This is a genomic window from Pannonibacter anstelovis, assembly GCF_036881715.1.
GTDB classification, from domain to species: domain Bacteria; phylum Pseudomonadota; class Alphaproteobacteria; order Rhizobiales; family Stappiaceae; genus Pannonibacter; species Pannonibacter anstelovis.
Window position 1 is genome coordinate 17,731 of sequence record NZ_JBAKBF010000013.1, and the last position, 20,758, is coordinate 38,488.

Sequence of the window (20,758 nt, forward strand, 5' to 3'; positions counted from 1 at the left end):
GTCAAACTCTCCCGGCGGCGGCGGCGCAGAGCTCGCGCAGCATCTGCCGGGACACCGGCGTCTCCGACACGGCTGCGAGCAACGCCGCAACATCGGCCCCCTTCGCCTCGAAGGAAGACCGGCGCCGTTCGATGCAGCTGCGCATCAGATCCGGGAAAAACTCCGGGTGGAACTGCACGGACAACGCGTTGCGGCCGTAGCGCAGAATCTGATGCGGGTCATGGGCGGAACCGGCCAGCACCTCAGCGCCAGCCGGCAGGTCCAGTACACTCTGCTCGTGAGTAAGGAACACATCGAACTGCTGCGGCACACCTGCAAGGGCGGCGTCGGCACGGCCTGCGGCCGAGAGCGTCACCGGCAGCTGCCCGACCTCAGGCCCTCCGGGATGATAATCCACCCGGCCGCCAAGCGCATGGGCCATGAGCTGATGCCCATAGCAGACACCGAAAAGCGGCAGGTCTTCAGCCATGGCGCTGCGGATCCACTCCGCCGTGCGTTCGCTCCAGTCCTCGCGGTCCGTTACCATGGACCAGGAGCCGGTAATGGCAGCACCCCGGACCTCTGCAGGCTCCGGAAGAGCTTCGCCCAGATGCGGCCTCACTACGGACACAGCCAGTCCGAGCCCAGTCAGCGCGGAACAGAACCAGTCGCCCTGCTCGCCCCATTGCATGCGCAGGTCCGCGGGCGGAGACCCGGTCTGAATGATCAGGATGGAAGACATGTGCGAACGAACCCCTTTATGGCGGTCAGAAAATAAAAGGGCTCTGTGGAAATCACCAGCGGCTTGGGGACAACCTGCCGGTGCTCACGAAACTGATCAGTTTCGCGCAAGCTGCGGGCTGCAGATTGCCTTCAACAATCTGCAGCCATAAGGCGAGTAAAGGAAAAAGGAATAAAAATCAGACGCGTTCGGCCGGGGCTGTCGCACTGCGGCGGGCATCTTGCGCAGGACGGGAAGCGGCTTCCTGAGGCTGCGCCTTGAGCATGTAGCCGATGTAACGCTTGGATTCGACCGGATCATATCCGAGACGCGCCTTAAGCTTTTTGCGAAGCTTGGAGACGTGGCTTTCGACGACGCACTCGTCGACTTCCTCATTCATGAGGCCATAGACGGCATTGTAGATCTGGGTTTTGGTGACGCGGCGGCCATGGTTGCGGGCCAGGTATTCCAGAATGCGGCGTTCACGGCGCGGAAGCTCGAACACCTCACCACCGACGAGGGCGTCCCGGCCATCGAAGAAGACCTTGATGCGGCCAACTTCGAGATTGTCGGCCTCGGTCATGGTGCGGCGGCGGATAGCGCCGACACGGGCGAGGATCTCGCGCACGTGGATGGGCTTGCGCAGCACATCATCGACGCCGCAGGCGAAAAGCTCCAGCGTCTGATCGAGACTTGGCCGCTCATCCAGGGCCAGGATCGGAGCCTGATCACAATAGGACCGGACCAGGCGCGGAAAATCGGGCCGCTCCTCGCATTCCCCCAGAAGAAAAGCCTCGATGGAGGCGAGATCATCTTCGGAGGCGGTTTTGACCCATTCCGGAAGCTCGGACGGGGTTAGTGCCATACAGGCAAAACCTTCACGCTCGAAACCGGCGGCATAACCTGCCGTTACGATTTCACGCGAGTCGACAATCACAAACATGGTGTTTTCCCCAACACAGCCTTGCAACCAACTGGTATGGGGATAAGACGCCCGCGTCAAACACAACGTGGAGCAGCAGGGCGAAAAAACTGTGATTTTGACGAATAACCCGTAACACTGCAGTTGAATATTTTAAATAAATGCCAACTTGCGACGCCAATTCGGAAAAATCGATAAATTTAGAATCAAACAGATATTGCGATTCGCACCTTCGCAGGCTCCAGCGCCAGGGTATATTTGTGAAATTATAGTGACACAATCTGAGCAAAGCAAGGGGGCATTCTTGCCCTAATCTTCCGCAGCGTCATTCCTTGCTACGAAGACAGTGCTCTTGCCAGATCTCCAAAAGGGTCTGGCGATGGCAATCCACGTGCATCCTGCCTCAGAAACTCGTAGATCCGCGGCACCAGTTGCACCGCCTTGTCAAGCGCCGGGTCGCTGCCGGGCTGATATCCCCCCATCAGCCGCAGGTCACGTGTGTCTTCATAGCGCGAGATCATGGCCTTCAGCCGCAGGATCAGCTCTTTCTCTTCCGGCGTCCACGCATGCTGGGACAGGCGGGAGACAGACGACAGGATATTGACCGCCGGATAGCGGCCGGCATCGGCGATGGCACGGTCCAGAACGATATGCCCGTCCAGCACGCCGCGCATCGTGTCGGCGACCGGATCATTGTGATCGTCGCCGTCCACCAGCACCGAAAAGACGCCGGTAATCGCCCCCTCCCCTTCCGCTCCGGGCCCGGCCCGCTCCAGCAGACGGGTCAGGTCGGAGAAAACGCTTGGCGTATAGCCGCGGGCAACTGGCGGCTCGCCGGCAGCCATCGCCACGTCACGAGCCGCATGGGCAAAACGGGTGGCAGAATCGATGATCAGCAGCACGGACTGGCCAAGACCACGAAAATACTCCGCAACACTCATTGCGGTACGCGGTGCAAGGCGCCGCATCATGGCGCTCTCGTCACCGGTTGCGACGACCACGACGGACCGCTCCAGCGCATCGCCCAGCACATCCTCGACAAACTCCCGCACCTCGCGGCCGCGCTCGCCCACAAGGCCGACGACCACGGTGTCGAAATCACCCGACCCCGCCAGCATCGCAAGCAACGTGGACTTGCCAACGCCGGACCCGGCAAAGACACCTATACGCTGGCCAACACAAAGCGGCGTGAACAGGTCAATGACCTTGACGCCCGTGCGCACGGGCTGACGGGCGCGGGCGCGCTCCAGCATCTGCGGCGGCTCGTTGTCGAGCGACATGGCTTTTGCACTGCTGCGCAGGGGCCCCTTGCCATCCGCCGCCTGCCCCAGCGCATTGACCACACGGCCCTTCCAGGACTGATGCGGATGCACTGTCAGTGCGCCCTTTCGCCATGCACGGGCGCCGATGCCGATATCAGCCAGATTGCCGTAGGGCTTCACATAGACATCATCCTCATCAAGGCGGATGATCTCGCCGCGCCGCTCGCCGCCCTTGCCCTCGAGGAGTACAAGATCACCAATGCAGACGGAGCGCGACAGCCCGGTCACGCGAATAACGCCCGGTGTCACCTGAATGACCCGGCCACCGATGCGGACCGGATCAACTTCCTTTGAGGCTGCAGAAACGGCAAGCGCCAGCCGGTCAAGCGCGGGCATCGCGGATCAGATCCTTGTGACGGTTGCGCAAGGTTTCCAGCACATCGAGCGGCAAGCGGTTCGCCGGATGCTGGATAACTGCATCCAGCGAAGACGGTTGCTGCTGAGACCGCGCCTCGGCAGCGCCCGAGCTAGAGCCAGAGGAAGGCTTGCCCGGAGGCACGGGAATGCCCGCCGGATCTGCAAGCCAGCGCGTGAGGTTCACCGGCGCGGCCGCAGCCTCATCACGCGACCGGGCCACACGAACCCCAAGTGGATCATCCGTGTTGATGCCTTGCGGAGATGCAGGAGCAGGATCTCTTGCCAGCTCATCAACTTGCGGCTTGGCTGAAGGAATGGCTTGCCCGTCCGGAGCCCGGGCAACAACCGCGCCCGCGTCATCCGCTGCGCCAGGGGCCTGCAATGCACCTTCCACGGCAGAGCCAGCCATGGCGTAGCCAAGCATGCCGGCCATGCCGAGCGGGCCGCCCAGCGCCAGTCCATAAAGTGCATGCCCCGCGTGCCTGGCGCCATCAGAGATCTCGTCTCCGGTCACATTCCGGTAAACCTCGCCGATGACCGGCAGATGCTGGAAAGGGTTGATGATATCAACGATATCGCGGAACCCCAGACTCCTGCCAGCTTCCCCGGAGGAAACCTCCGTGGACTGCCGGGCTGAATAGACGCTGACGGCGGAGCCTTCCGGCTTGACCGGCGGCACGGCACCCAGCGGCGTCACGAGGACGCTCCCAGATCGCGCACGGCCTGCGACTGGGTATCATTGCTGGTATCGATCATTTTCGTCGCACTGTCGAAGGCGCGGGTGAGCATGATCAGCTTGGTCATTTCACGGATCGGATTGATGTTGGAGCTCTCCGTGTAGCCTTGCACAATGCTTGCCGTATCAAAGGCCTGCACCGGCTCTGCGGGCTGATCCGGGATGACGCCCGAGTTTTCGAAGCGGCGGAGCTTTGCGTCATCGGGAATGCGGAAAAGGCCGACAGCGCCGGCGATATCCAGGCCCTGCGTCACCGTTCCATCCGGGCTGATGCGCGGCATGCCCTGATTGAGATCGAGCTGGATCGGCAGGCCGCCGGCATCCAGCAGGTCATGGCCATTTAGCGTGCGCAGAACACCGTCCACGTCGATCTTCATGCGCCCGTCACGGGTGTAGGCAACCGTGTCTCCGGCGCGGATGGCAAACCAGCCATCCCCATCAACAGCCAGATCCAGAGGATTGTCGGTCTTGGTCAACCCCCCCGCCTGCCGGGAGATATAGGTTTCACCAGCTGTGGCAAAGCTGACCGGGTCAGCACCCGCCTTGGACAGAATTTCGGCAAACTTCACCTCATCGGCCCGGTAACCGGCCGTGTTCATGTTGGCGAGGTTGCGGGCAACCGTCTCCAGCCGGTTGGAAAGAGCGACCTGAGCCGACAGGGCGACATAAAGTGCGGACTGCATGGATCAACGTCCTCCTAGCCTGAGAGACTGGATCTGCGAAAGAAGCCCCTCACCAATGGCTGCCGACGATCCGGGCCCGGCCATGATGAGCGTCGCAATGGAAGAGGTTGCAGGAGTCCCGTTCTGGAAATCCCACATGGTGGCAAAGCGGCGCAGGAAGGTGTCGAGCTTCGCCGGATCCTTGAACTCGTCGAAATTCAAGCGCTGCTTGAGAACCGCAGCCTGCTTGTCGATGTTTGCCATGGCGAAATTCTTCGGCATGCCAAGCGAAGTATAAACCACCTCCACAAGCGCTTTGTCCGCCAGGATATCAAACGGCCCTGTAATACTGGCCGCCTTGCGCTCAAAATACAGCGCCAGCCGGATCGCTTCGTTCTGTGTGCCCGAATTCAGCTCGAGTGTCTGACGGACATATGAGTCGACCACAGGCTGCTTGACACGTTCAAAGGACGTCGCCGTATCACCATAGCGGGCGAAGTTGAACGTCGTGACGAATTCTGCGTAACGCTTGTCCGAGAGCTTGTTGGCAAAGGTGGCTCTGCTATCGACCCCCTCCTCCAGCGCCTTCTTCATGAAAGCTTTCGCATAGTCCATATCTTCAAGGCCAAATGCCTTCATTGCGTATTTGAAAATACGCGTATCCTTCAGAAAATCATCGATCGTCTTGATGTTCTCGATATTCTTCAGATAATACTCTGTCTCGCGCTTGACCTGAGGTTCTTTGGCGGTGTTTTCGAGCGTACGGTTCAGGTCCCGCGTTACCAATTGATACTGGAACAATGTGCTGATCATCGGCGCAGCCCTTCCGGAGAACGTGTATCCATCCGCATCCCTCCGGCGCAGACAGACAGCCAGGCAACAGAAACCGGCGCGCATGGCGCACCTCTTGCAGCCAGTCTTGCCGCCAAGGCTTGCGCCGGGCTGACCGCGGGCGCTGCAACCCCGCCTGGCGGGGGCGTCATGGTTAATCCCCGCCCGCCAAAACCCGGCAAAATTCAACAGCCTCGGGCAAGCCTCGTCTCCTAGCGTGAGGGCATCGACATCCCACACGCACCAAGCAGGAGCTGGCTCGTGACAATCATGCTGGGTCTCATCATCGCACTGGCTTCTCTCCTTGGCGGATTCTACGCCATGGGGGGAAAGGTGCTGGTTCTGTGGCAGCCCTTCGAAGTGCTGATCATCGTTGGCGTTGCAATCGGCACATTCTTTGTTGCCAACCCGATGAAGACGATCAAGGACACCATGCGTGCCGTGCAGGAGGCGGTGCTGAACTCGGTGCCGAAGAAGCGAGACTACCTCGATATCCTCGCTCTGCTCTATGCACTGATGCGCGAGCTGCGCTCCAAGGGCCGCAATGAGGTTGAGCCGCATATCGAGAACCCGCAGGAATCCGAGATTTTCCGTGCCTTTCCGACGGTGTACCGCAACAGGAATCTCACCACCTTCGTCTGCGATTACTTCCGTCTGATCATTGTCGGCAATGCCCGCGCCCACGAGATCGAGGCGCTGATGGATGAAGAGCTGCAGACGGTCCACCGCGATCAGATGAAGCCCTACTACGCCCTGTCCGCCGTGGCAGAAGCCTTTCCGGCGATCGGTATCGTTGCGGCGGTGCTCGGCGTCATCAAGGCCATGGGCGCCATCGACCAGTCTCCGCAGATCCTTGGTGCACTGATCGGTGCCGCACTTGTCGGCACGTTCCTCGGCATCTTCCTCTCCTATGCACTGGTCGCACCTGTTGCCCACAAGGTGAAGGGCGTGCGCGAGGCCAGGCTCCGTCCTTACGTGATCGTCAAGCAGTCTCTGCTGGCCTTCATGAACGGCGCGCCTCCGCAGGTCGCGCTTGAGCATGGCCGCAAGACCATCTCTGCTTCCGACCGCCCCTCCATCGATGAAGTCGAAAACGAAACCATGAACTCCGGCGGCGTCGGCGAAAGCGCCCCCGAAATGAAGGGAGCGGCGTAAGTCATGCTTGATCACGCTGCCAACTCGTTCCATTCGGAACGCGCCCAGATCACGGACCGTCTGCTGGACGCCGCAGGCATTTCCGTCGACCGGTTGCCGATGCTGCCCGTGCTCTTCGACCGCATGGCCCGTGTCTTTGCCGATGCGATGCGCCAGAAGTCGGCCTCGCCATCCTACATCTCGGTCTCCGACATCGGCAACGAGCGTATCGGCGATGTTCTGGATGTGTATGAATCCAACGCCCTGGTCGCCGTGCTCTATTCGCCGGAATGGGACACACGCCTGCTGATCGGCTTTGACCGGGACTTCATCTTCACGATGATCGACGTGCTGTTCGGCGCCGATGGCACCGAGCCGCCCATCGATGAAGAACGCACTTTCTCGTCGATCGAGACGCGCATTGCCCGCACGGTCTTTGAAGTGGCCGCCAATGCTCTGCAGGAATCGTTCAGTCCCATCGCTGAAACGACCCTGAAGATCGAGCGTGTCGAAAGCCGGATGGACTTCGCCATCATTGGCCGCCGAAACAATCCGGCTGTTGTCGCACGCCTGCTGCTGCAGGCCATCGGCCGCGGCGGCGAAATCTTCGTCGTCATGCCGCACTCCACCCTCAATCCGCTGCGCCAGCGCCTCTCCCAGGTTCTGTCCGGCGAAATGGCGGGACGCGACAAGCAATGGACCCAGCATTTCCAGGCCGAGATCCAGCGCACGGAAGTGAAGCTGCAGGCCGTGCTGGAAGAGCGCGAGCTTACCCTGGGCGAAATTGCCAACTTGAAGATTGGCCAGATCATTGAATTGCAGGCCACGCCCCGCAGTCCGGTGAAGCTGGAGTGCAACCAGCAGCCGATCTTCAACTGCCGTCTTGGCCAGCTGGACGGCTCCTACACCCTTCAGGTCGAGGACCTGATCCATCTGGAAAAGGATATCGTCGATGATCTCCTATCTCGTTGATGCGGTGCTGCTGATCGCTCTGGCGGTCACCAGCTTCAAGATGGTGACCATGTACCGGGAACTGCGCCGGCTTGGGTCCTATCATGAGGATTACCAGCGGATTTTTGACCAGACGGCGCTGGCCCTTGACGGGATCGAGGTATCGGTCAAGGAGCTCAACGTCCGCGGGGCTCAGGTGCTCAACGCACTCGGCGCCAGAATGGACGATGCCAGGGAACTCATCGCCGAGATCGACGCCCTCACCCGTGAAGCCAAGCGCCAGCAGGCGGTGCTGAAATCCGAGCTGAAGCAGCTTTCGACCGAAATGGCCATGCGTGCCAAGGCCGGCCACATGGATCCTCCTGCCAGCGACATGGTTTCAACGGTTGTCGAGACGGTTCTGCGCAACAGCGCAACGCCGGCAAGCGAACCACACGCGGCCGCCGCACCAACGGAAATGAAGGTTCACCGTCTGGATGACCTGGCCACCGGCCCGTTCCGATCCGTATCCATCCACCGCAAGGATGATCTGACATGAGCAGCAATGATATGAACGAGACCCCTTCCGCCAAAGCCGCAGGTGCAGCTGAATTCGCCAAGGTTGAAACCGGCGGATCGAAGAGCGCAAAGCTGACCAGTTCCGATCTGATGGGCGACGAGCGCAACCTCGACACGATCCTCGGCATCCCGGTCAACATCCAGGTCGTGCTGGGCTCGGCGACAATGCTGGTTGCCAATCTGCTGAAGCTTGGCCGCGGCGCCGTCATTCCGCTCAACCACCGGGTCGGTGAGCCGGTCGATATCGTGGTCAACGGCCGCGTGGTGGCCCGTGGCGAAGTGGTCGTCGTGGAAGACGACAACTCCCGCTTCGGCGTATCGCTGACCGAAATCATCAGCGCCCAGAACAGCCTGCTCGACGCCTGATACCAGGCCTGCGCGGCGCATGAGCAATTTCAAGGCATGATGCACAAGCATCCCAGAGCCTTGGTCCGACTGAAGCTGCAGGAGAGACCGCAAAATGAATGCGAGCACATCTGCCGAAACCCTTTTGCCGACACGCACCCTCAAGGGCACGCAGAAGGTCGCGGCACTGCTTCTGGCGCTTGGCAAACCCAGCTCACGCCGGCTGCTGCAGCATTTCGATCAGGAAGAAATCCGCATGATCACCGTGGCTGCAGCCCAGCTTGGCACGGTGGCGGCAGAGGAGCTGGATCAGCTCGCGGAAGACTTCATTACGCAGTTCTCCAACGGCACCACCCTTTATGGCACGCCGAATGAAGTGGAGAAGATGCTGGAGGGTGTGCTTCCAGAGGAGCAGCTCTCTGACATCATGTCCGATGTGCTGGGTAATTCCAACAGGTCGATCTGGGACCGGATCGCGACAGTGTCCGAAACCGTGCTGGCCAACTATCTGATGAAGGAGCATCCGCAGACGGCGGCCCTGATCCTGTCGAAGATCAGGCCGGCAGCCGCTGCAAAGGTGCTCAGCCAGCTGCCGCCGGAGCTGCGCAACCAGCTCATGCGCAGAATGCTGTCGATCAAGGCAATCGTCCAGGAGATCATGCGCGACGTGGAAAAGACGCTGCATGAAGACTTCATGCTCAATCTCTCGGGCACGATGGAAGCAGACTCTTATGCACGCATGGCGGACATCCTCAACAAGATGGACCGCGACCACATGGAAGATGCCTTGTCGAGCCTGACGGATGCACGGCCGAAGTCGGCGGAGCTGCTGAAGGGACTGCTCTTCACCTTCGACGACATCATCAACCTGAACGCCCGCACGCGCATGGCCATCTTCGACCAGATCCCGACAGACCGGATCGTGCTGGCGCTGAAGGGAACAGACCGCGCCTTCCGCGAGGTTATCCTGTCTTCCATGACATCGCGCACGCGCAAGATCGTCGAGCACGAGCTGGCGGGCGGCGAACCGGCCGGACAGCGCGAAGTGCTTCAGGCGCGTTCCTCCATCACGGACCTTGCCCTGGAGATGGCAGGCCGCGGAGAGATCGACCTCAATCCGAAGCAGGAAGACAGCGCCGTCTTCCGGTAAGCCCGGCGCACGCTTCCCGGCAGAAGCCGGGGCAATGGCCCCTTGCCTCACGGCAGGGCAGGAGACTGGCAAACCGGTGGACGCGTAAATGTCAGATCAGGACGACAAGGACTCTAAAACAGAGGAACCGACAGAGAAGAAAATCAGGGATGCGATCGACAAGGGAGACATACCTGTTTCCAAGGAGGCCTCGATCCTCTCCGCCTTTCTGGCTGTTTTGCTGATTGGAAGTTTCGTCATTTCACCGGGTGTCCAGCGCCTCAGCGGCGGGCTCTCGGGTTTCATCGACAATGCGGGGGGATACAGCATTGGAAATGGATCGGATGCAATTCAGCTCACCCATGCCCTCAGTCTGGATCTGGGGCTGTTCCTCGCACCCATCGTGGCGATGCTCATGGTCGCAGGCCTTGCTGCTTCCTTCTTCCAGAATGCCCCGAAGGTGGTCTTCACCCGCATCAAGCCGGAACTGTCGCGTCTTTCGCTCGCCAAGGGCTGGAGCCGGCTTTTCGGAATGCAGGGGCTTGTCGAGTTCGGCAAGTCGGTCTTCAAGTTCACAGCCATCAGCCTGGTCGCGTTCCTGCTGCTTCGCTCGAACGCCAATGCGCTGGTGAATGCCATGTTCACCGACCCGTCCGCCCTCCCCGAGACCATCCTCCATCTGTCGATGAAGCTGCTTTCGGGCATCTGTATCGCGACGATCCTGCTGGTGGCCCTTGATCTTCTGTGGGCCCGCATGCACTGGCGGCAGAACCTGCGCATGAGCAAACAGGAGCTGAAAGACGAGTTCAAGCAGGCCGAAGGCGATCCGCTTGTCAAAGCCCGCCAGCGCTCACTCGCCCGTGACAGGGCACGCAACCGGATGATGGCGGCCGTGCCGAAGGCGACGCTCGTGATCGCCAACCCGACCCATTTTGCCGTAGCCTTGCGCTACGAGCGTGATGAGACGGCTGCCCCGATTGTCGTTGCCAAGGGACAAGACCTGATCGCCCTCAAGATCCGGCAGATTGCAGAGGAAAACAACATTCCCGTCGTAGAGAACCGCGAGCTTGCCCGTTCACTTTATGCGAGTACCGAATTGGAAAGAATGATTCCGCCGCAATTCTATAGAATGGTTGCAGAAATCATCTGTTACGTGTATTCGCGCAAGACAGTGAAGGTCGTGTGATGCACGAGAGTTTTGAGGGCTTCAACATGAGCATGGGATCCTTCAGCCAGATGCCGCGGATTCCGGGTTCGGTGCGCCTGCGGGAAGAAGCCCTCGCACAGGCCGTTGCTGACGTTGCCGAAGAGCTGCGCCTGATCGACGTCACCGACTTCATCGCCTTCGTGCGCACGGAAAAACACGCCAATATCTCTGACCTCGTGAAGTCCTCGACCGAGCTCTTCTTCAAGAACGAGACGTTACGTTACGGCCTTGGCGCCCATGTGGAGGCGGACTGGGACACGACGCCCGATGTCCGGCTTGACCTCGAGTTCCGCAACAACGGGGTCTGGATCTATTTCAGCCTGACGCTGAACGCCCGCGGTTCAGGTGTCGAGATCCATCACATCGAGTTTGCCGACCCGTCAGAAGATCCGGAAGAAAACACCCGGCGTCTTGTCGAGGCGCTGGCGGATGCCCGCCTGAAGCCGCTGCCTCAGTAACACAAAGGCTGTCGACGTGGCCGGATTGCGCCCTGAGCCCGGTCAGGCGCAGTGCAGACCTGCAATGATGATCAGGACTGCCGGCCAGGATGACAATCACACCGGCCATATCCCGCCGGCCTGGCCACGCAGCCTCCACAAGCCACAGTCAGAGGGGCGAATTCACAACATATATCCGGGTATAGGCTGCAAAGGTACGGCCCGCGTCCGGACAGTCCGCCCGCGCCGGCAGGAAGGCAAAAAGAGCCAGCGCAAACGCGCCCGGCAACAGCCACCAGTCAGACTTGCCCAGCCCCCACCGGTCCCAGACGGCAAAGCATCCGGTGATTTCGGCCAAGGCGGCACCAGGGAAAAGAAGGACTGTCTGTATCTGACGTCCGGCGGGACCTGTCACAGGATAGATGCACAGGACAGGCATTGCCGGCAGCTTCAGGCGAACTTTCGCCCCACCCGTCAACTGACATGATGGAGCCGGCAGACAGATGTGCCGGCAGAAGGTTGTCACAGGCCCGGAGGGGCTCAATTTCAATGCGACAGGACGTCTGACTTTGTGAAGTAGTTGAACTCTTCAACCAGAATGTCTTGCACGAGCTTGCTTCCAAGCCGCGTGTTCACGGCATCCCTGACCTTGGCCTTGAGGCCTTCGATGTCATAGCGTTCAAGCCTGCGGAAATTAAGCTTCTCATCGGTATAGAGCAGACGGAAGGCTTCATCGATGATGAAAGGCTGCGGCTTCACCGGGCTCCGGCGCAATGCCTCTCCATCCGCCGTGAATACAAGCTGCACCACCACATATCCCTGCAGCGCGCCATTTTCGATGATGGGCACGTTGATTGTCCTCAGTTGCTCGTAATCGATGCCGACCATCAGGCGCTCGTCCCTGGCTGCACCCTTACCGTCCTGCGTCATCCAGTAGACAGCGGCATAGGAGGCGCCAAGCGTCGTCAGGCAAACCCAAAGGCCGGCAAAGAGGAGCCGCATCATGGGCGGACCCTCGCGTGGTCAAGGGAATAAGTGCCGTCGGAGTCCGCTTCGAGCATCGCCTGGGAGATCATTCCCGCGATCTCGCGGACGGCATCCAGATGCAGCGAGAGCACCTGCATATTGGCCTCCAGCGCAGCACGCAGGCGCCTCAGCTCCGTGGCGACGGCCACGTCCCGCACTCCATCGCCGCCTGGCGCAAGCAGTGTCCGGCTCGCCCGGGCAAGCTCCAGCAGGGCCTGGCTCTTGCGGAACTCAAAGGCACGAAGATCTGCCGTTCCCTGTTCCCGCAAGGCTGCTGTTTCGGCCTCAACCACCGTGTGCGCCTTGATGATGGCCATGATCAGTGAATCATTCACATAGGCCGGCAGGGCAACAGGCGGTGCAATCTCTGCATTTTCTTCATCAGACATGTCAGGCAGCAGCTCCATCAGGCGGTTTCCCGCTGGCCGAGGGTCTTGGCGATAAGCTCCGCGATACCGATGCCGCCACGTGCAGCCATCTGATTACCGATCTGCTCAGCCAGCATGGATTTCCAGATACCTCCAGCCGTGCCGGAACCGAACACGCTCTCCGCGTCTTCAGGCAGAATTCCTTCCACCATCTGCTGCATCATCAGCGCTTCGAACTTCTGGGCTGGCGACAGCGTCCGCGTGTTCAGGGCAGTATCGTTTAGCATCGCCACGCGCGCCGAACCGGCGGACCCGATGGCAGGCGCAAAACCGTCAACAGGCCACTGCGAGTTATCCAGCCCGCGCCCGCCTGAGAGGCCCGCGGCCGCCATGGCATCCTCAAACAGGCCGCTGTCACCGGACGCCGAATAGGCAAGGCTCTGCAGCTTGGCGGCGGCTGCCCGGATCTGTTGCGGATCCGCGGCGCGGGCGACATCGAGGACGATGTCAGAAACAGGAGAAATCGCCATGGCAAAGGTCCTCGTTACGCCTTCATTGCCTTTGAAACTAGGTCGTCCAGCTTGTGGGAGGCTTGCGTTGCCCCGCCGACGTGGCGCTCCAGGATCTCGGCCAGGCTCAGGTGCTCATCTGCCTGGCGTTCGAGCTTGGCCACAGTCTCAAGGCGCCGCTCTGTGACCTTCAGCATACGTCCCTGGCGGACCATTTCCGTTTCCACTTTCTCCCGGGCCGCAGACAGTTGCGCCTGCTCCTCGGCGATGGTCTTCAGGCGCTGCGAGGCATTTCGGATGAAGCGGTCATGCATGGCGAGGTCGCCCTCGGACAGGGCGCGCAGCACACGGTCCTGCTTCTCGGCAAGCTGCTCATCCTGACGGTCGAGATTGACCAGCATCCAGGCTGACAATTGATGGATCTGGCGCTGCAGCTTGAGAATGCGCCCGATTTCCTTGCTGTTCTTCGACATTGTTGCCTCAACCGAATCTGAGCCAGCTGGCATAGCCGTCCAGGAAAAGCGTGATCGCCTCACCCAGGATGACAAAGAGAAAGTACATGCCGCCCGCAATGAGGAATGGGGTGGCAATGAAGTAGACCGGGATCTGCGGCGTCAGCTTGTTCAGGAGCCCGAGGGCAAAGTTGATGACGACTGCGTAGATCACGAAAGGGCTGCCGATGCGCAGGGCAAGCCAGAAAGCGTCGGACAGCCGGTCCGTCAGCTGTGCCAGCCCTGCCGCCGGGTCGATGGGCGCACCAGGCGGCAAGGCGTTGTAACTTTGCGCCAGCGCCCGGAAGAGTTCCCAGTGCTGGTTCGTAATGAAGATCATTGCCGTGGCCGTCACCGTCATAAGGCTGGCCAGCGGCGGCAGGCCCTCGTTGCCCTCGATGGCCATCCCCGGCATGTTCGACAAGCCGATCGACATGGCGATGAAGGTCCCGATCATCTCCAGTCCGGCGATGAAGCAACGCCCCATGAGCCCGATCAGCAACCCGGTGAACAGCTCGCTCAGAATGAAACGCCCAACCGTCCCGAGATCTGAAGCTGGCATCGCCGCCTGAATTTGAGGCGCCAGCATGGGCGCAAGCGCCAGCGAAGCCGAGACCGCCACGAACAGCCGCACCTTGACTGGCACGCGGTCGCTGCCGAAGCCCGGCACCACCATCAGACAGGTGCCAACCCGGCAGAACAGCATGAAGGTGGCCAGCAGCGCCTCGACGCCGAACTGGGACAGGACCGCCCCGGCCATGGTCAGGACACACTGCCGATGGTTTCCACATCTACCCCTCGCGCAATTTCAAGATGTGAGAGCACCGGCAGGGTCGGGAACATGCGTTCCACGATCATGCGCACATAAGGCCGGGCGTCAGGGGCCGCGACGACGGCAAAGCGCTTGCCGCCGGCAACCAGAGCCTTGACGGTCTGCGACATCTGGGTGCCAAAGTCCTCGACCAGCTGCGGCTCGATATCGAACTCGATGACCTCGCCCTTGCTGTCGCGCTTCAGGCTCTGGTGGAACGCCAGATCCCAGCGGTTGCCAAGCCGCAGCACGTGCAAGGGGCCGCCTTCGGCCAGATCACCGCAGATCTGCTGGGCGATACGCATGCGTACGTGTTCCACCACCTGCTCGGCGCGGCGCACATGCGGCACGATCTCCGCGACCGCTTCCAGGATCAGATGCAGGTTGCGGATCGAGACACGCTCGGACAGGAGCAGCTTGAGAACCGCCTGCAGGCCAGAGAAGGAGATGTGCGAAGGGCAGATATCCTCGATCAGCTTGCGGTATTCCGGGTCGAGCCGGTCCAGAAGATTGCGCATATCCTTGTAGGAGAGCAGCTGCGGCAGGTTGTTGCGGATCACCTCGGACAGATGCGTCAGGATCACCGTGTTGTTGTCGGCCGGCATGAAACCATCGCGCTTCAGCTCGTCCTGATAGGCCATCGGCACCCAATAGGCAGGCATGCCAAAGGCAGGCTCGCGCGTCGGCTCGCCCAGCATCGGCAGCGGATGATCGTCATTGGCCATCACCAGAAGTTCGCCGACCTTCACCTCCTGCGCCGCCACGACGGTGCCGTGGATCTTGATCTGGTAGCCTTTCGGCGGCAGCGTCAGGCTGTCGGAGACCCGGATGTCGGGCACGACAAATCCATACTGCTCGGCGAACTTGCGGCGCATGCGTGCGACACGGCGCGCCAGCTCGCTGTGGCCGACCAGAAGCTGGGCTGCGACCTGCTTGCCGAGGCAAAGCTCGATCTCCGCCGTCTTGAGGGATTCCTTGACGGATTCCTTGCTCTCGCGCTGCGCCTTGGCTTCCTCGGCATCGGCCATGGCCTTGGCCATCTTGCGCTTTTCTTCCAGCTTGCGCGGGATGGTGTAGCCGATGAAGGCCATCAGACCGCCGAGAAGGGCGAAGGGAATGGTCGGGAGCCCCGGCATCAGCGCCATGATGCCCATCAGCATCGCCCCGACGAAAAGGGCGCGCGGATAGGCGCCCAGCTGCCCCAGAACGGCCTTCTCGGCCGTGCCGCGGGTGCCGCCCTTGGAGACCAGCAGACCGGCGGCCAGCGACACGATGAGGGCCGGGATCTGCGAGACGAGACCATCGCCCACCGACAGCTTGACGAAAACATCTGCAGCCGTTGACAGGTCCATGCCATAACGCGTGGTGCCAATGACAATGCCGCCCAGAATGTTCACGGCCGTGATGATAAGGCCGGCAATGGCGTCACCACGCACGAACTTGGACGCACCATCCATGGCGCCGAAGAAGGAGCTTTCCTCTTCCAGTTCCCGGCGGCGGCTCTGCGCTTCCTTGTCATCGATGAGGCCGGCGGAAAGGTCCGCATCGATCGCCATCTGCTTGCCGGGGATCGCATCCAGCGTGAAGCGCGCGCCCACTTCGGCGATACGGGTCGCGCCTTTGGTGATGACGAGGAAGTTCACTGTGACCAGAATGGCAAAGACGATCAGGCCGATCACAAAATCGCCGCTCATGACGAATTGCGAGAAGCCATAGATCACATGGCCTGCCGCTGTCACACCCTGATGACCTTCGGACAGGATGACCCGGGTCGTGGCGATGTTGAGCGCGAGACGCAGCATCGTTGCGATCAGCAGGATCGTCGGGAAGGATGAAAAATCGAGCGGCTTCTGGATCCACAGGGCGACCATGAGGATCAGCACGGACAGGGCGATCGACAGGGCAAGCCCGGTATCGATCATGAAGGCCGGGATCGGCAGGAACAGAACGGCGAGGATCAGCGCGATGCCAATCGCAAAGCCGATATCGCGGCGGCTTTCCGGCTTATCCGGTCCGCTCGTTGATACGACTGTCTCGGACATACCCACTCCCGGTCACTGTATCGCTGGATCAACTGTGCCCGGTGAAGCTTGCGCGAACATGGAGCCCGGGAAGCAGGCGGCCGGAGGCAGGTGTCCGGGAGTATGGAGCCGCATTCAGGCACAGCGGCTCAATGGAAACCGGCGTCAGAAGCCGGTTTCGATCCGGCCATAGACCAGTGCGGTGAGAGAATAGATCTGGGCCCCGATGAAGGGGCCGGCAACGACGATCATGGCCAGGATTGCGACGATCTTCGGAATGAAGGTCAGCGTCACTTCCTGTACCTGCGTCAGGGCCTGCATCAGTGCAATCGAGACGCCGACAACCATTGCCGGAATGATTGCCGGTGCGGATCCGGTGATGATCGTCCAGATCGCGGTCCGCACCAGATCAAGCGCATCAGCCTCGTTCATGATCAGGAGATCTTCACGCCAGGGCCGAGCAGGATGCCCTTGCCGTTGTCGAGGCCGAGGACAGTGCCATCGGAGTAGACTTCCACAGACTTGACGATGCCCGTGACACCATCTGCATCCGTCACGGTCCGCCCGATGAGGTCGTCAACCTGGCCGAAGGACATGTTCGCCAGCATGGTTTCCAGCTTCGTGTTCATCTTGATGGACTGCTCCACCTGCGAGAAGCTGGCAAGCTGTGCCAGCTGCTGGGTGCTGTCGACCGGCTCTGTCGGATCCTGGTTCTTCATCTGCGCCATCATCAGCTGCAGGAAGGCATTATAGTCCAGCATGAGCTGGTCACGTGCTGCCGTACCGGCAGACTGGGACTGGGCTGCGCCGGCAGCACCAACGCCCTGAACTGTGGTCATCTTCGCCTCCTCAGGCTGCAACAAAGCCGGCGGCTGCCGGTTCTTTCGGGAGACTGCCCGACATGATGGACGCCTCTAACGGATAGAGATTCCTGATGGTCTTGAGGGCATCGAACAGCCGCCCTTCCGTCACCAGCTCGTCGACCTGGCAAAGACCAGAAACAATATCCGGATTTGTGAAAGTCCTGCGGGTCGATACCAGCAGCATGTTTGCCAGATCACGTGCCTGCGGAGCACCGGCAGGGTCCATGAGCATGGACTGCAGCACGAAGTAAAGCTGGCGCAGCGGCGTCGTGGTCTCATGCGCCTGCAGAACGTGGTTCTCCAGCAGGAAGACGCAATTGTTGAGCAATTCGACCGATGTCTTCCGGTCGACGCGGATTACTGCACCATTGATATAGAGCCGTTCGCCGGCTTTCAGGGCAATGTGCATGGCAGTCACCCCCTCAGGCTGTCACGGATGATCCCGTTGATCTCGATAATGGCGTCGAAGCTTTCCGTCTCGTAACGGCGAAGGCGCTCCAGCTCCTTCAGGACCCAGATGCCGATGGAGATCAGATCTGCCCGGATTTCCACCGGCAGCTCGTTGCTGTTCTCCGACAGGCTTTCCAGCAGAAAGGTCCATACCCGGCGCGCATTGAAAATGGCTTCGACAGCCTCCCGGGAGCGGACACCCTTCTCACGCGCCAGCTCAAGCTGGCCGATGACGATCCCGAGCGCCTCGCGCTCATCCTGACGTGGATCATTTCCGAACTCATCCATCGTCTGGGCATAGGAGGACTTGTACATGGCACCTCTCTGGTGTTGGCTGCCGTCCGGCGCCGGGCCGCGAGCGGCCGCTGCGCCGGCTAAATGGATCACAGGTAGTTGAGGATGCTCAGGTTCTGCATGCGCGCGCTGACCGCATAGGTGGTTTCCAGCTGTGTCAGCGCGGTGTTGAGCTGCACCGAAGTCTCTTCGGGGTCGATATGCTCGAGGATAAGGACCCGTTTGTTGAGAATATCGGTCTGCGTCTTGAGACGGTCATTCGTCTCCGTCACACGCTCTTCCACAAGCCCCAGCTTGCCTTTGGCATTCGTGACACCAACAACAGCATCACCCAGGACCGTGATCGCCTTGTCGAGAATCGTCTTGTAGGCCAGCTCGTTAAGGCCCGTCGCGCCAAGATCGCCAATCATCGCATAGACGGAAGCAAGCTGGCGGAATGCCTTTTCGTTGGCACTCACAGTTGTGTCGACTGCTTCTCCGGGAGCGATGGTGTTCTTCATCAGCTCATTGGTTGCGGAAGACCAGTTGTTTCCCCACTCCGGATCTTCGAAGAGAGTCTGGAATGCGCCATCGATGAAGGTCTTCATATCGGCCGCAGGAATGTTCGCAACTGCGGGGTCAGACTGAGTGAAGCCGAATTCGGCGAAGAAGGCAGCGTCCAGTGCCGTCTTGCTGGCAGATGCAGGCTGCGCAAAGTAATCGGTTATTGGCGCCTCTGCGGTGTTGACCCCGCCAAAGACATAAACGCCGCCAGTCTGGGTATTCAGGCGCGAAATGAGCAGTTTCAGGTTTCCCTGGGCCATGTTCTGGCCGCCAATGCTCGCTCCATTGGCATCACGCACGGCCACGAGGGTCTTGAGCATGTCCTGTGCCGAGTTGAGAATGTCGTCCATGGCAGCCTGCGTCACGCCAAGACGCGAAGACAGCAGGGCATTCGTATCAACAAGGCTGTTGAGGCGGTCGAACTCCGACCGGACAGTCACGGCGTCTCCGGTTCGTCCGCCCAGGTCCAGACCCACGTCGGCCTTGCGGCCGGACGACATTTCCATTTTCAACCGGTCGACCAGCGCCGTCTGGCGCATCAACTGGCTGCGGCTGGTGTCGGCAAAGGTGTAGGAGGATATGCGTGGCGTTGTCATGGCTTACCTCACAGAGTCCAGAAGGTTCTGAAGCATGCGGTCAACAGCCGTCACCAGCTTGGCAGCCGCTCCGTAGGCACGTTCGATATCGAGAAGAAGCGTCATTTCCTCATCAAGATTGACGCCAGTTGTGTTGGACAGGGCATTGGCCGTGCGGGTGACGATCACCGACTGCACTTCCACTGTGGCTGCGGATGACTTGCGCCCCGCTTCCAGCCAGCCGACCGAAGAACTGGCAAAACCCTTGAGAGAAGCTGTCGGATCAAGGCCAACGCCTGGGTCAAAGACACGGGACGTGTCATTCATCGCTGTGATCATCTGATCCAGACGCGCGGTGTAACCTGCAAATCCACTCGGATTGTAGACGTAGTTGGCGCCTGCCATGCCGCCATCACGCAGCAGATCAAGGCTTCCGCCCTGATCGGGATCTGCGGCTGCATTGATGCGGATGCTGCCGGCCAGTCCTGCAGACAAGGTGCCCGACGCAGGGACGGCAGGACCGCCCGCCCAGGTGAAGAGCCCCGCCTGATCCGGCCCGCCGCCGCCGGTTTGATCGCTTTCGGCGAAGGCCTCGATCAGCCCTCTTGCGATTTCGTCGAGCTGGTTCTGATAGGTGACGGCCACATTGTCGCGCAGCTGGGTCAAGCCATGCAGGCGTCCGGTCGACACCGGCATGATGGCAGAAGGACCCGTGACCGGCACTCCGTCAATGAAGATGGCGTTTCCCGCCGTGCCGGCCATGAAAGAGATCGTCGGCTCGAAGGACACGGTGCGGGCGGAGGTTTCAAACAGAGTGACGCCGCTGTCGGTGTAGATCACCACCCCGCCATCGGGCTGGGTCAGGGTAGAGATTCCGACTTCTTCGGAAAGGGCGAGAAGCGCCTGATCCCGGCTGTCCATGGCATCCGTGATATCTGCCCCGGACGAGTAGCCTTTCACGATAATCGTGTTGAGACTCTCTATCTGTCCCAGCAACTCGTTGATCCTGCTCACGGACGCGCCGATATCGGCATCGGCATCTGCCCGCGCCCCCTGAACAAGGCTGGTGTACTCATTCAGAAGCTGGGCCGTATCCTTCGCGGATGTCAGCATGGACTGCGCCAGGATCGAGTTGCCTGGCTCAGCCGCAAATTTCTGGATCTCTGTTTCGAGCTTCCCAAGCTGCGCCGCAGGGGAGCGCTGCAGCGCCGTATCACCTGTTGTGCCCGCCAGCTTGTCGAGACCTGCAGCAAGCTCGTTCTGGGAGTTTGCAAGGGAAGTTGCACCAAGCAGCGCCTTGTAAAGCCCGCTGTCGGTGGAGCGCGCGATGCCATCGACGCGCACGCCTCCGCCGGTCCCGCTCTGAGAGATGACGGTGCTCAGCATGACCGACTTGCGGGTGAAGCCTGCTTGCTGTGCTCCGGCAATATTGCGCGAGATTGTGGCGGTCTCGATTTGCCTTGCGCTCAGTGCAGACTGTGCGGCCTTCAGGGCTACGGACAGGCTCATGGCAGAA

The 20,758-nt window shown here is 60.6% G+C and carries 26 protein-coding genes; 7 read left to right on the forward strand and 19 right to left on the reverse strand.

Translation table 11 applies throughout. The features are described 5' to 3' along the window. Window position 1: 1 nt before the first annotated feature. The 6 genes from V6L75_RS17620 to V6L75_RS17645 all read right to left on the reverse strand — a co-directional run bounded on the left by V6L75_RS17620 (window position 2) and on the right by V6L75_RS17645 (window position 5,596). Entirely contained in the window at window positions 2-721 is a 720-nt protein-coding gene (locus tag V6L75_RS17620; RefSeq protein WP_334252791.1) for a glutamine amidotransferase, read from the reverse strand. Between the two features lie 178 nt (window positions 722-899). Then, window positions 900-1,643 (reverse strand): response regulator transcription factor, encoded by a 744-nt coding sequence (locus tag V6L75_RS17625; RefSeq protein WP_334252792.1) that lies wholly within the window; start codon window positions 1,641-1,643, stop codon window positions 900-902. Window positions 1,644-1,957: 314 nt separating this feature from the next. Further along, window positions 1,958-3,280: a flagellar protein export ATPase FliI gene (gene fliI, locus V6L75_RS17630; RefSeq protein WP_334252793.1), complete on the reverse strand. Its 1,323-nt coding sequence runs from the start codon at window positions 3,278-3,280 to the stop codon at window positions 1,958-1,960. Then, the gene (locus V6L75_RS17635) at window positions 3,267-3,998 is read right to left on the reverse strand and encodes a hypothetical protein (protein ID WP_334252794.1); all 732 of its coding nucleotides are present in this window, start codon (window positions 3,996-3,998) and stop codon (window positions 3,267-3,269) included. The genes fliI and V6L75_RS17635 overlap by 14 nt, the downstream gene beginning before the upstream one ends. Further along, the gene (gene flgF, locus V6L75_RS17640; RefSeq protein WP_334252795.1) at window positions 3,995-4,720 is read right to left on the reverse strand and encodes a flagellar basal-body rod protein FlgF; all 726 of its coding nucleotides are present in this window, start codon (window positions 4,718-4,720) and stop codon (window positions 3,995-3,997) included. The genes V6L75_RS17635 and flgF overlap by 4 nt, the downstream gene beginning before the upstream one ends. A gap of 3 nt (window positions 4,721-4,723) precedes the next feature. Next, window positions 4,724-5,596 (reverse strand): DUF1217 domain-containing protein, encoded by an 873-nt coding sequence (locus tag V6L75_RS17645; protein WP_334252796.1) that lies wholly within the window; start codon window positions 5,594-5,596, stop codon window positions 4,724-4,726. A 195-nt stretch (window positions 5,597-5,791) separates the two neighbouring features. Here V6L75_RS17645 and motA point away from each other — a divergent pair, with 195 nt between their 5' ends. The 7 genes from motA to V6L75_RS17680 all read left to right on the forward strand — a co-directional run bounded on the left by motA (window position 5,792) and on the right by V6L75_RS17680 (window position 11,312). Next, the gene (gene motA / locus V6L75_RS17650; RefSeq protein WP_334252797.1) at window positions 5,792-6,685 is read left to right on the forward strand and encodes a flagellar motor stator protein MotA; all 894 of its coding nucleotides are present in this window, start codon (window positions 5,792-5,794) and stop codon (window positions 6,683-6,685) included. A 3-nt stretch (window positions 6,686-6,688) separates the two neighbouring features. Beyond that, a complete protein-coding gene (locus V6L75_RS17655) occupies window positions 6,689-7,636 on the forward strand; it encodes a flagellar motor switch protein FliM (protein WP_050474415.1) in 948 nt (315 codons plus the stop codon). Then, the gene (locus V6L75_RS17660; RefSeq protein ID WP_334252798.1) at window positions 7,617-8,153 is read left to right on the forward strand and encodes a hypothetical protein; all 537 of its coding nucleotides are present in this window, start codon (window positions 7,617-7,619) and stop codon (window positions 8,151-8,153) included. The genes V6L75_RS17655 and V6L75_RS17660 overlap by 20 nt, the downstream gene beginning before the upstream one ends. A 110-nt stretch (window positions 8,154-8,263) precedes the next feature. Next, window positions 8,264-8,539, forward strand: coding sequence for a flagellar motor switch protein FliN (gene fliN / locus V6L75_RS17665; protein WP_371328666.1), 276 nt, complete (start codon window positions 8,264-8,266; stop codon window positions 8,537-8,539). Between the two features lie 94 nt (window positions 8,540-8,633). Further along, window positions 8,634-9,668 (forward strand): flagellar motor switch protein FliG, encoded by a 1,035-nt coding sequence (locus V6L75_RS17670; RefSeq protein ID WP_334252799.1) that lies wholly within the window; start codon window positions 8,634-8,636, stop codon window positions 9,666-9,668. A gap of 88 nt (window positions 9,669-9,756) precedes the next feature. Further along, window positions 9,757-10,833: a flagellar biosynthesis protein FlhB gene (gene flhB / locus V6L75_RS17675; RefSeq protein WP_334252800.1), complete on the forward strand. Its 1,077-nt coding sequence runs from the start codon at window positions 9,757-9,759 to the stop codon at window positions 10,831-10,833. Continuing rightward, window positions 10,833-11,312 (forward strand): hypothetical protein, encoded by a 480-nt coding sequence (locus V6L75_RS17680; RefSeq protein ID WP_334252801.1) that lies wholly within the window; start codon window positions 10,833-10,835, stop codon window positions 11,310-11,312. The genes flhB and V6L75_RS17680 overlap by 1 nt, the downstream gene beginning before the upstream one ends. 148 nt (window positions 11,313-11,460) lie before the next feature. Here the strand turns inward: V6L75_RS17680 and V6L75_RS17685 are convergent, their stop codons facing one another. The 13 genes from V6L75_RS17685 to flgK form a co-directional block, all read right to left on the reverse strand. Further along, window positions 11,461-11,730, reverse strand: coding sequence for a YnfA family protein (locus V6L75_RS17685; RefSeq protein ID WP_334252901.1), 270 nt, complete (start codon window positions 11,728-11,730; stop codon window positions 11,461-11,463). Between the two features lie 107 nt (window positions 11,731-11,837). After that, on the reverse strand, window positions 11,838-12,296 hold the full coding sequence (locus V6L75_RS17690; RefSeq protein ID WP_334252802.1) for a hypothetical protein: 459 nt from the start codon (window positions 12,294-12,296) through the stop codon (window positions 11,838-11,840). Then, a complete protein-coding gene (locus tag V6L75_RS17695; RefSeq protein ID WP_334252803.1) occupies window positions 12,293-12,706 on the reverse strand; it encodes a hypothetical protein in 414 nt (137 codons plus the stop codon). The genes V6L75_RS17690 and V6L75_RS17695 overlap by 4 nt, the downstream gene beginning before the upstream one ends. 17 nt (window positions 12,707-12,723) lie before the next feature. Continuing rightward, window positions 12,724-13,215, reverse strand: coding sequence for a rod-binding protein (locus tag V6L75_RS17700; RefSeq protein WP_334252804.1), 492 nt, complete (start codon window positions 13,213-13,215; stop codon window positions 12,724-12,726). A 14-nt stretch (window positions 13,216-13,229) separates the two neighbouring features. Next, the gene (locus V6L75_RS17705; RefSeq protein WP_334252805.1) at window positions 13,230-13,667 is read right to left on the reverse strand and encodes a flagellar biosynthesis protein R; all 438 of its coding nucleotides are present in this window, start codon (window positions 13,665-13,667) and stop codon (window positions 13,230-13,232) included. Between the two features lie 7 nt (window positions 13,668-13,674). Beyond that, window positions 13,675-14,445, reverse strand: a complete 771-nt coding sequence (fliR, locus tag V6L75_RS17710; protein WP_334252806.1) for a flagellar biosynthesis protein FliR — start codon at window positions 14,443-14,445, stop codon at window positions 13,675-13,677. 2 nt (window positions 14,446-14,447) lie between these two features. After that, on the reverse strand, window positions 14,448-16,538 hold the full coding sequence (gene flhA, locus V6L75_RS17715) for a flagellar biosynthesis protein FlhA (protein ID WP_334252807.1): 2,091 nt from the start codon (window positions 16,536-16,538) through the stop codon (window positions 14,448-14,450). A gap of 144 nt (window positions 16,539-16,682) precedes the next feature. Next, window positions 16,683-16,949: a flagellar biosynthetic protein FliQ gene (locus V6L75_RS17720; protein ID WP_334252808.1), complete on the reverse strand. Its 267-nt coding sequence runs from the start codon at window positions 16,947-16,949 to the stop codon at window positions 16,683-16,685. 2 nt (window positions 16,950-16,951) lie between these two features. Continuing rightward, window positions 16,952-17,356, reverse strand: a complete 405-nt coding sequence (gene flgD / locus V6L75_RS17725; RefSeq protein ID WP_334252809.1) for a flagellar hook assembly protein FlgD — start codon at window positions 17,354-17,356, stop codon at window positions 16,952-16,954. Window positions 17,357-17,366: 10 nt separating this feature from the next. Then, window positions 17,367-17,789 (reverse strand): flagellar biosynthesis repressor FlbT, encoded by a 423-nt coding sequence (gene flbT, locus V6L75_RS17730; RefSeq protein WP_334252810.1) that lies wholly within the window; start codon window positions 17,787-17,789, stop codon window positions 17,367-17,369. 5 nt (window positions 17,790-17,794) lie between these two features. Next, the gene (flaF, locus tag V6L75_RS17735; RefSeq protein WP_334252811.1) at window positions 17,795-18,145 is read right to left on the reverse strand and encodes a flagellar biosynthesis regulator FlaF; all 351 of its coding nucleotides are present in this window, start codon (window positions 18,143-18,145) and stop codon (window positions 17,795-17,797) included. A gap of 68 nt (window positions 18,146-18,213) precedes the next feature. Next, complete coding sequence (locus V6L75_RS17740) at window positions 18,214-19,263, reverse strand: flagellar hook-associated family protein (RefSeq protein WP_334252812.1); 1,050 nt, start codon at window positions 19,261-19,263, stop codon at window positions 18,214-18,216. A 3-nt stretch (window positions 19,264-19,266) separates the two neighbouring features. Further along, window positions 19,267-20,751: a flagellar hook-associated protein FlgK gene (gene flgK, locus V6L75_RS17745; protein ID WP_334252813.1), complete on the reverse strand. Its 1,485-nt coding sequence runs from the start codon at window positions 20,749-20,751 to the stop codon at window positions 19,267-19,269. Window positions 20,752-20,758 lie beyond the last annotated feature (7 nt).

Bases quoted from the DNA above. Each gene is read 5' to 3' on its own strand.
- V6L75_RS17645 (WP_334252796.1), bottom strand. From the start codon at position 5,596: ATGCGCGCCGGTTTCTGTTGCCTGGCTGTCTGTCTGCGCCGGAGGGAT.
- V6L75_RS17720 (WP_334252808.1), bottom strand. From the start codon at position 16,949: ATGAACGAGGCTGATGCGCTTGATCTGGTGCGGACCGCGATCTGGACG.
- V6L75_RS17685 (WP_334252901.1), bottom strand. From the start codon at position 11,730: ATGCCTGTCCTGTGCATCTATCCTGTGACAGGTCCCGCCGGACGTCAG.
- V6L75_RS17690 (WP_334252802.1), bottom strand. From the start codon at position 12,296: ATGATGCGGCTCCTCTTTGCCGGCCTTTGGGTTTGCCTGACGACGCTT.
- fliR (WP_334252806.1), bottom strand. From the start codon at position 14,445: ATGGCCGGGGCGGTCCTGTCCCAGTTCGGCGTCGAGGCGCTGCTGGCC.
- fliI (WP_334252793.1), bottom strand. From the start codon at position 3,280: ATGCCCGCGCTTGACCGGCTGGCGCTTGCCGTTTCTGCAGCCTCAAAG.
- V6L75_RS17680 (WP_334252801.1), top strand. From the start codon at position 10,833: ATGCACGAGAGTTTTGAGGGCTTCAACATGAGCATGGGATCCTTCAGC.
- flhB (WP_334252800.1), top strand. From the start codon at position 9,757: ATGTCAGATCAGGACGACAAGGACTCTAAAACAGAGGAACCGACAGAG.
- V6L75_RS17705 (WP_334252805.1), bottom strand. From the start codon at position 13,667: ATGTCGAAGAACAGCAAGGAAATCGGGCGCATTCTCAAGCTGCAGCGC.
- V6L75_RS17620 (WP_334252791.1), bottom strand. From the start codon at position 721: ATGTCTTCCATCCTGATCATTCAGACCGGGTCTCCGCCCGCGGACCTG.
- V6L75_RS17740 (WP_334252812.1), bottom strand. From the start codon at position 19,263: ATGACAACGCCACGCATATCCTCCTACACCTTTGCCGACACCAGCCGC.
- fliN (WP_371328666.1), top strand. From the start codon at position 8,264: ATGGGCGACGAGCGCAACCTCGACACGATCCTCGGCATCCCGGTCAAC.
- V6L75_RS17625 (WP_334252792.1), bottom strand. From the start codon at position 1,643: ATGTTTGTGATTGTCGACTCGCGTGAAATCGTAACGGCAGGTTATGCC.
- V6L75_RS17670 (WP_334252799.1), top strand. From the start codon at position 8,634: ATGAATGCGAGCACATCTGCCGAAACCCTTTTGCCGACACGCACCCTC.
- V6L75_RS17655 (WP_050474415.1), top strand. From the start codon at position 6,689: ATGCTTGATCACGCTGCCAACTCGTTCCATTCGGAACGCGCCCAGATC.
- flgD (WP_334252809.1), bottom strand. From the start codon at position 17,356: ATGACCACAGTTCAGGGCGTTGGTGCTGCCGGCGCAGCCCAGTCCCAG.
- flgF (WP_334252795.1), bottom strand. From the start codon at position 4,720: ATGCAGTCCGCACTTTATGTCGCCCTGTCGGCTCAGGTCGCTCTTTCC.
- V6L75_RS17695 (WP_334252803.1), bottom strand. From the start codon at position 12,706: ATGTCTGATGAAGAAAATGCAGAGATTGCACCGCCTGTTGCCCTGCCG.
- flbT (WP_334252810.1), bottom strand. From the start codon at position 17,789: ATGCACATTGCCCTGAAAGCCGGCGAACGGCTCTATATCAATGGTGCA.
- V6L75_RS17660 (WP_334252798.1), top strand. From the start codon at position 7,617: ATGATCTCCTATCTCGTTGATGCGGTGCTGCTGATCGCTCTGGCGGTC.
- flaF (WP_334252811.1), bottom strand. From the start codon at position 18,145: ATGTACAAGTCCTCCTATGCCCAGACGATGGATGAGTTCGGAAATGAT.
- flhA (WP_334252807.1), bottom strand. From the start codon at position 16,538: ATGTCCGAGACAGTCGTATCAACGAGCGGACCGGATAAGCCGGAAAGC.
- flgK (WP_334252813.1), bottom strand. From the start codon at position 20,751: ATGAGCCTGTCCGTAGCCCTGAAGGCCGCACAGTCTGCACTGAGCGCA.
- V6L75_RS17700 (WP_334252804.1), bottom strand. From the start codon at position 13,215: ATGGCGATTTCTCCTGTTTCTGACATCGTCCTCGATGTCGCCCGCGCC.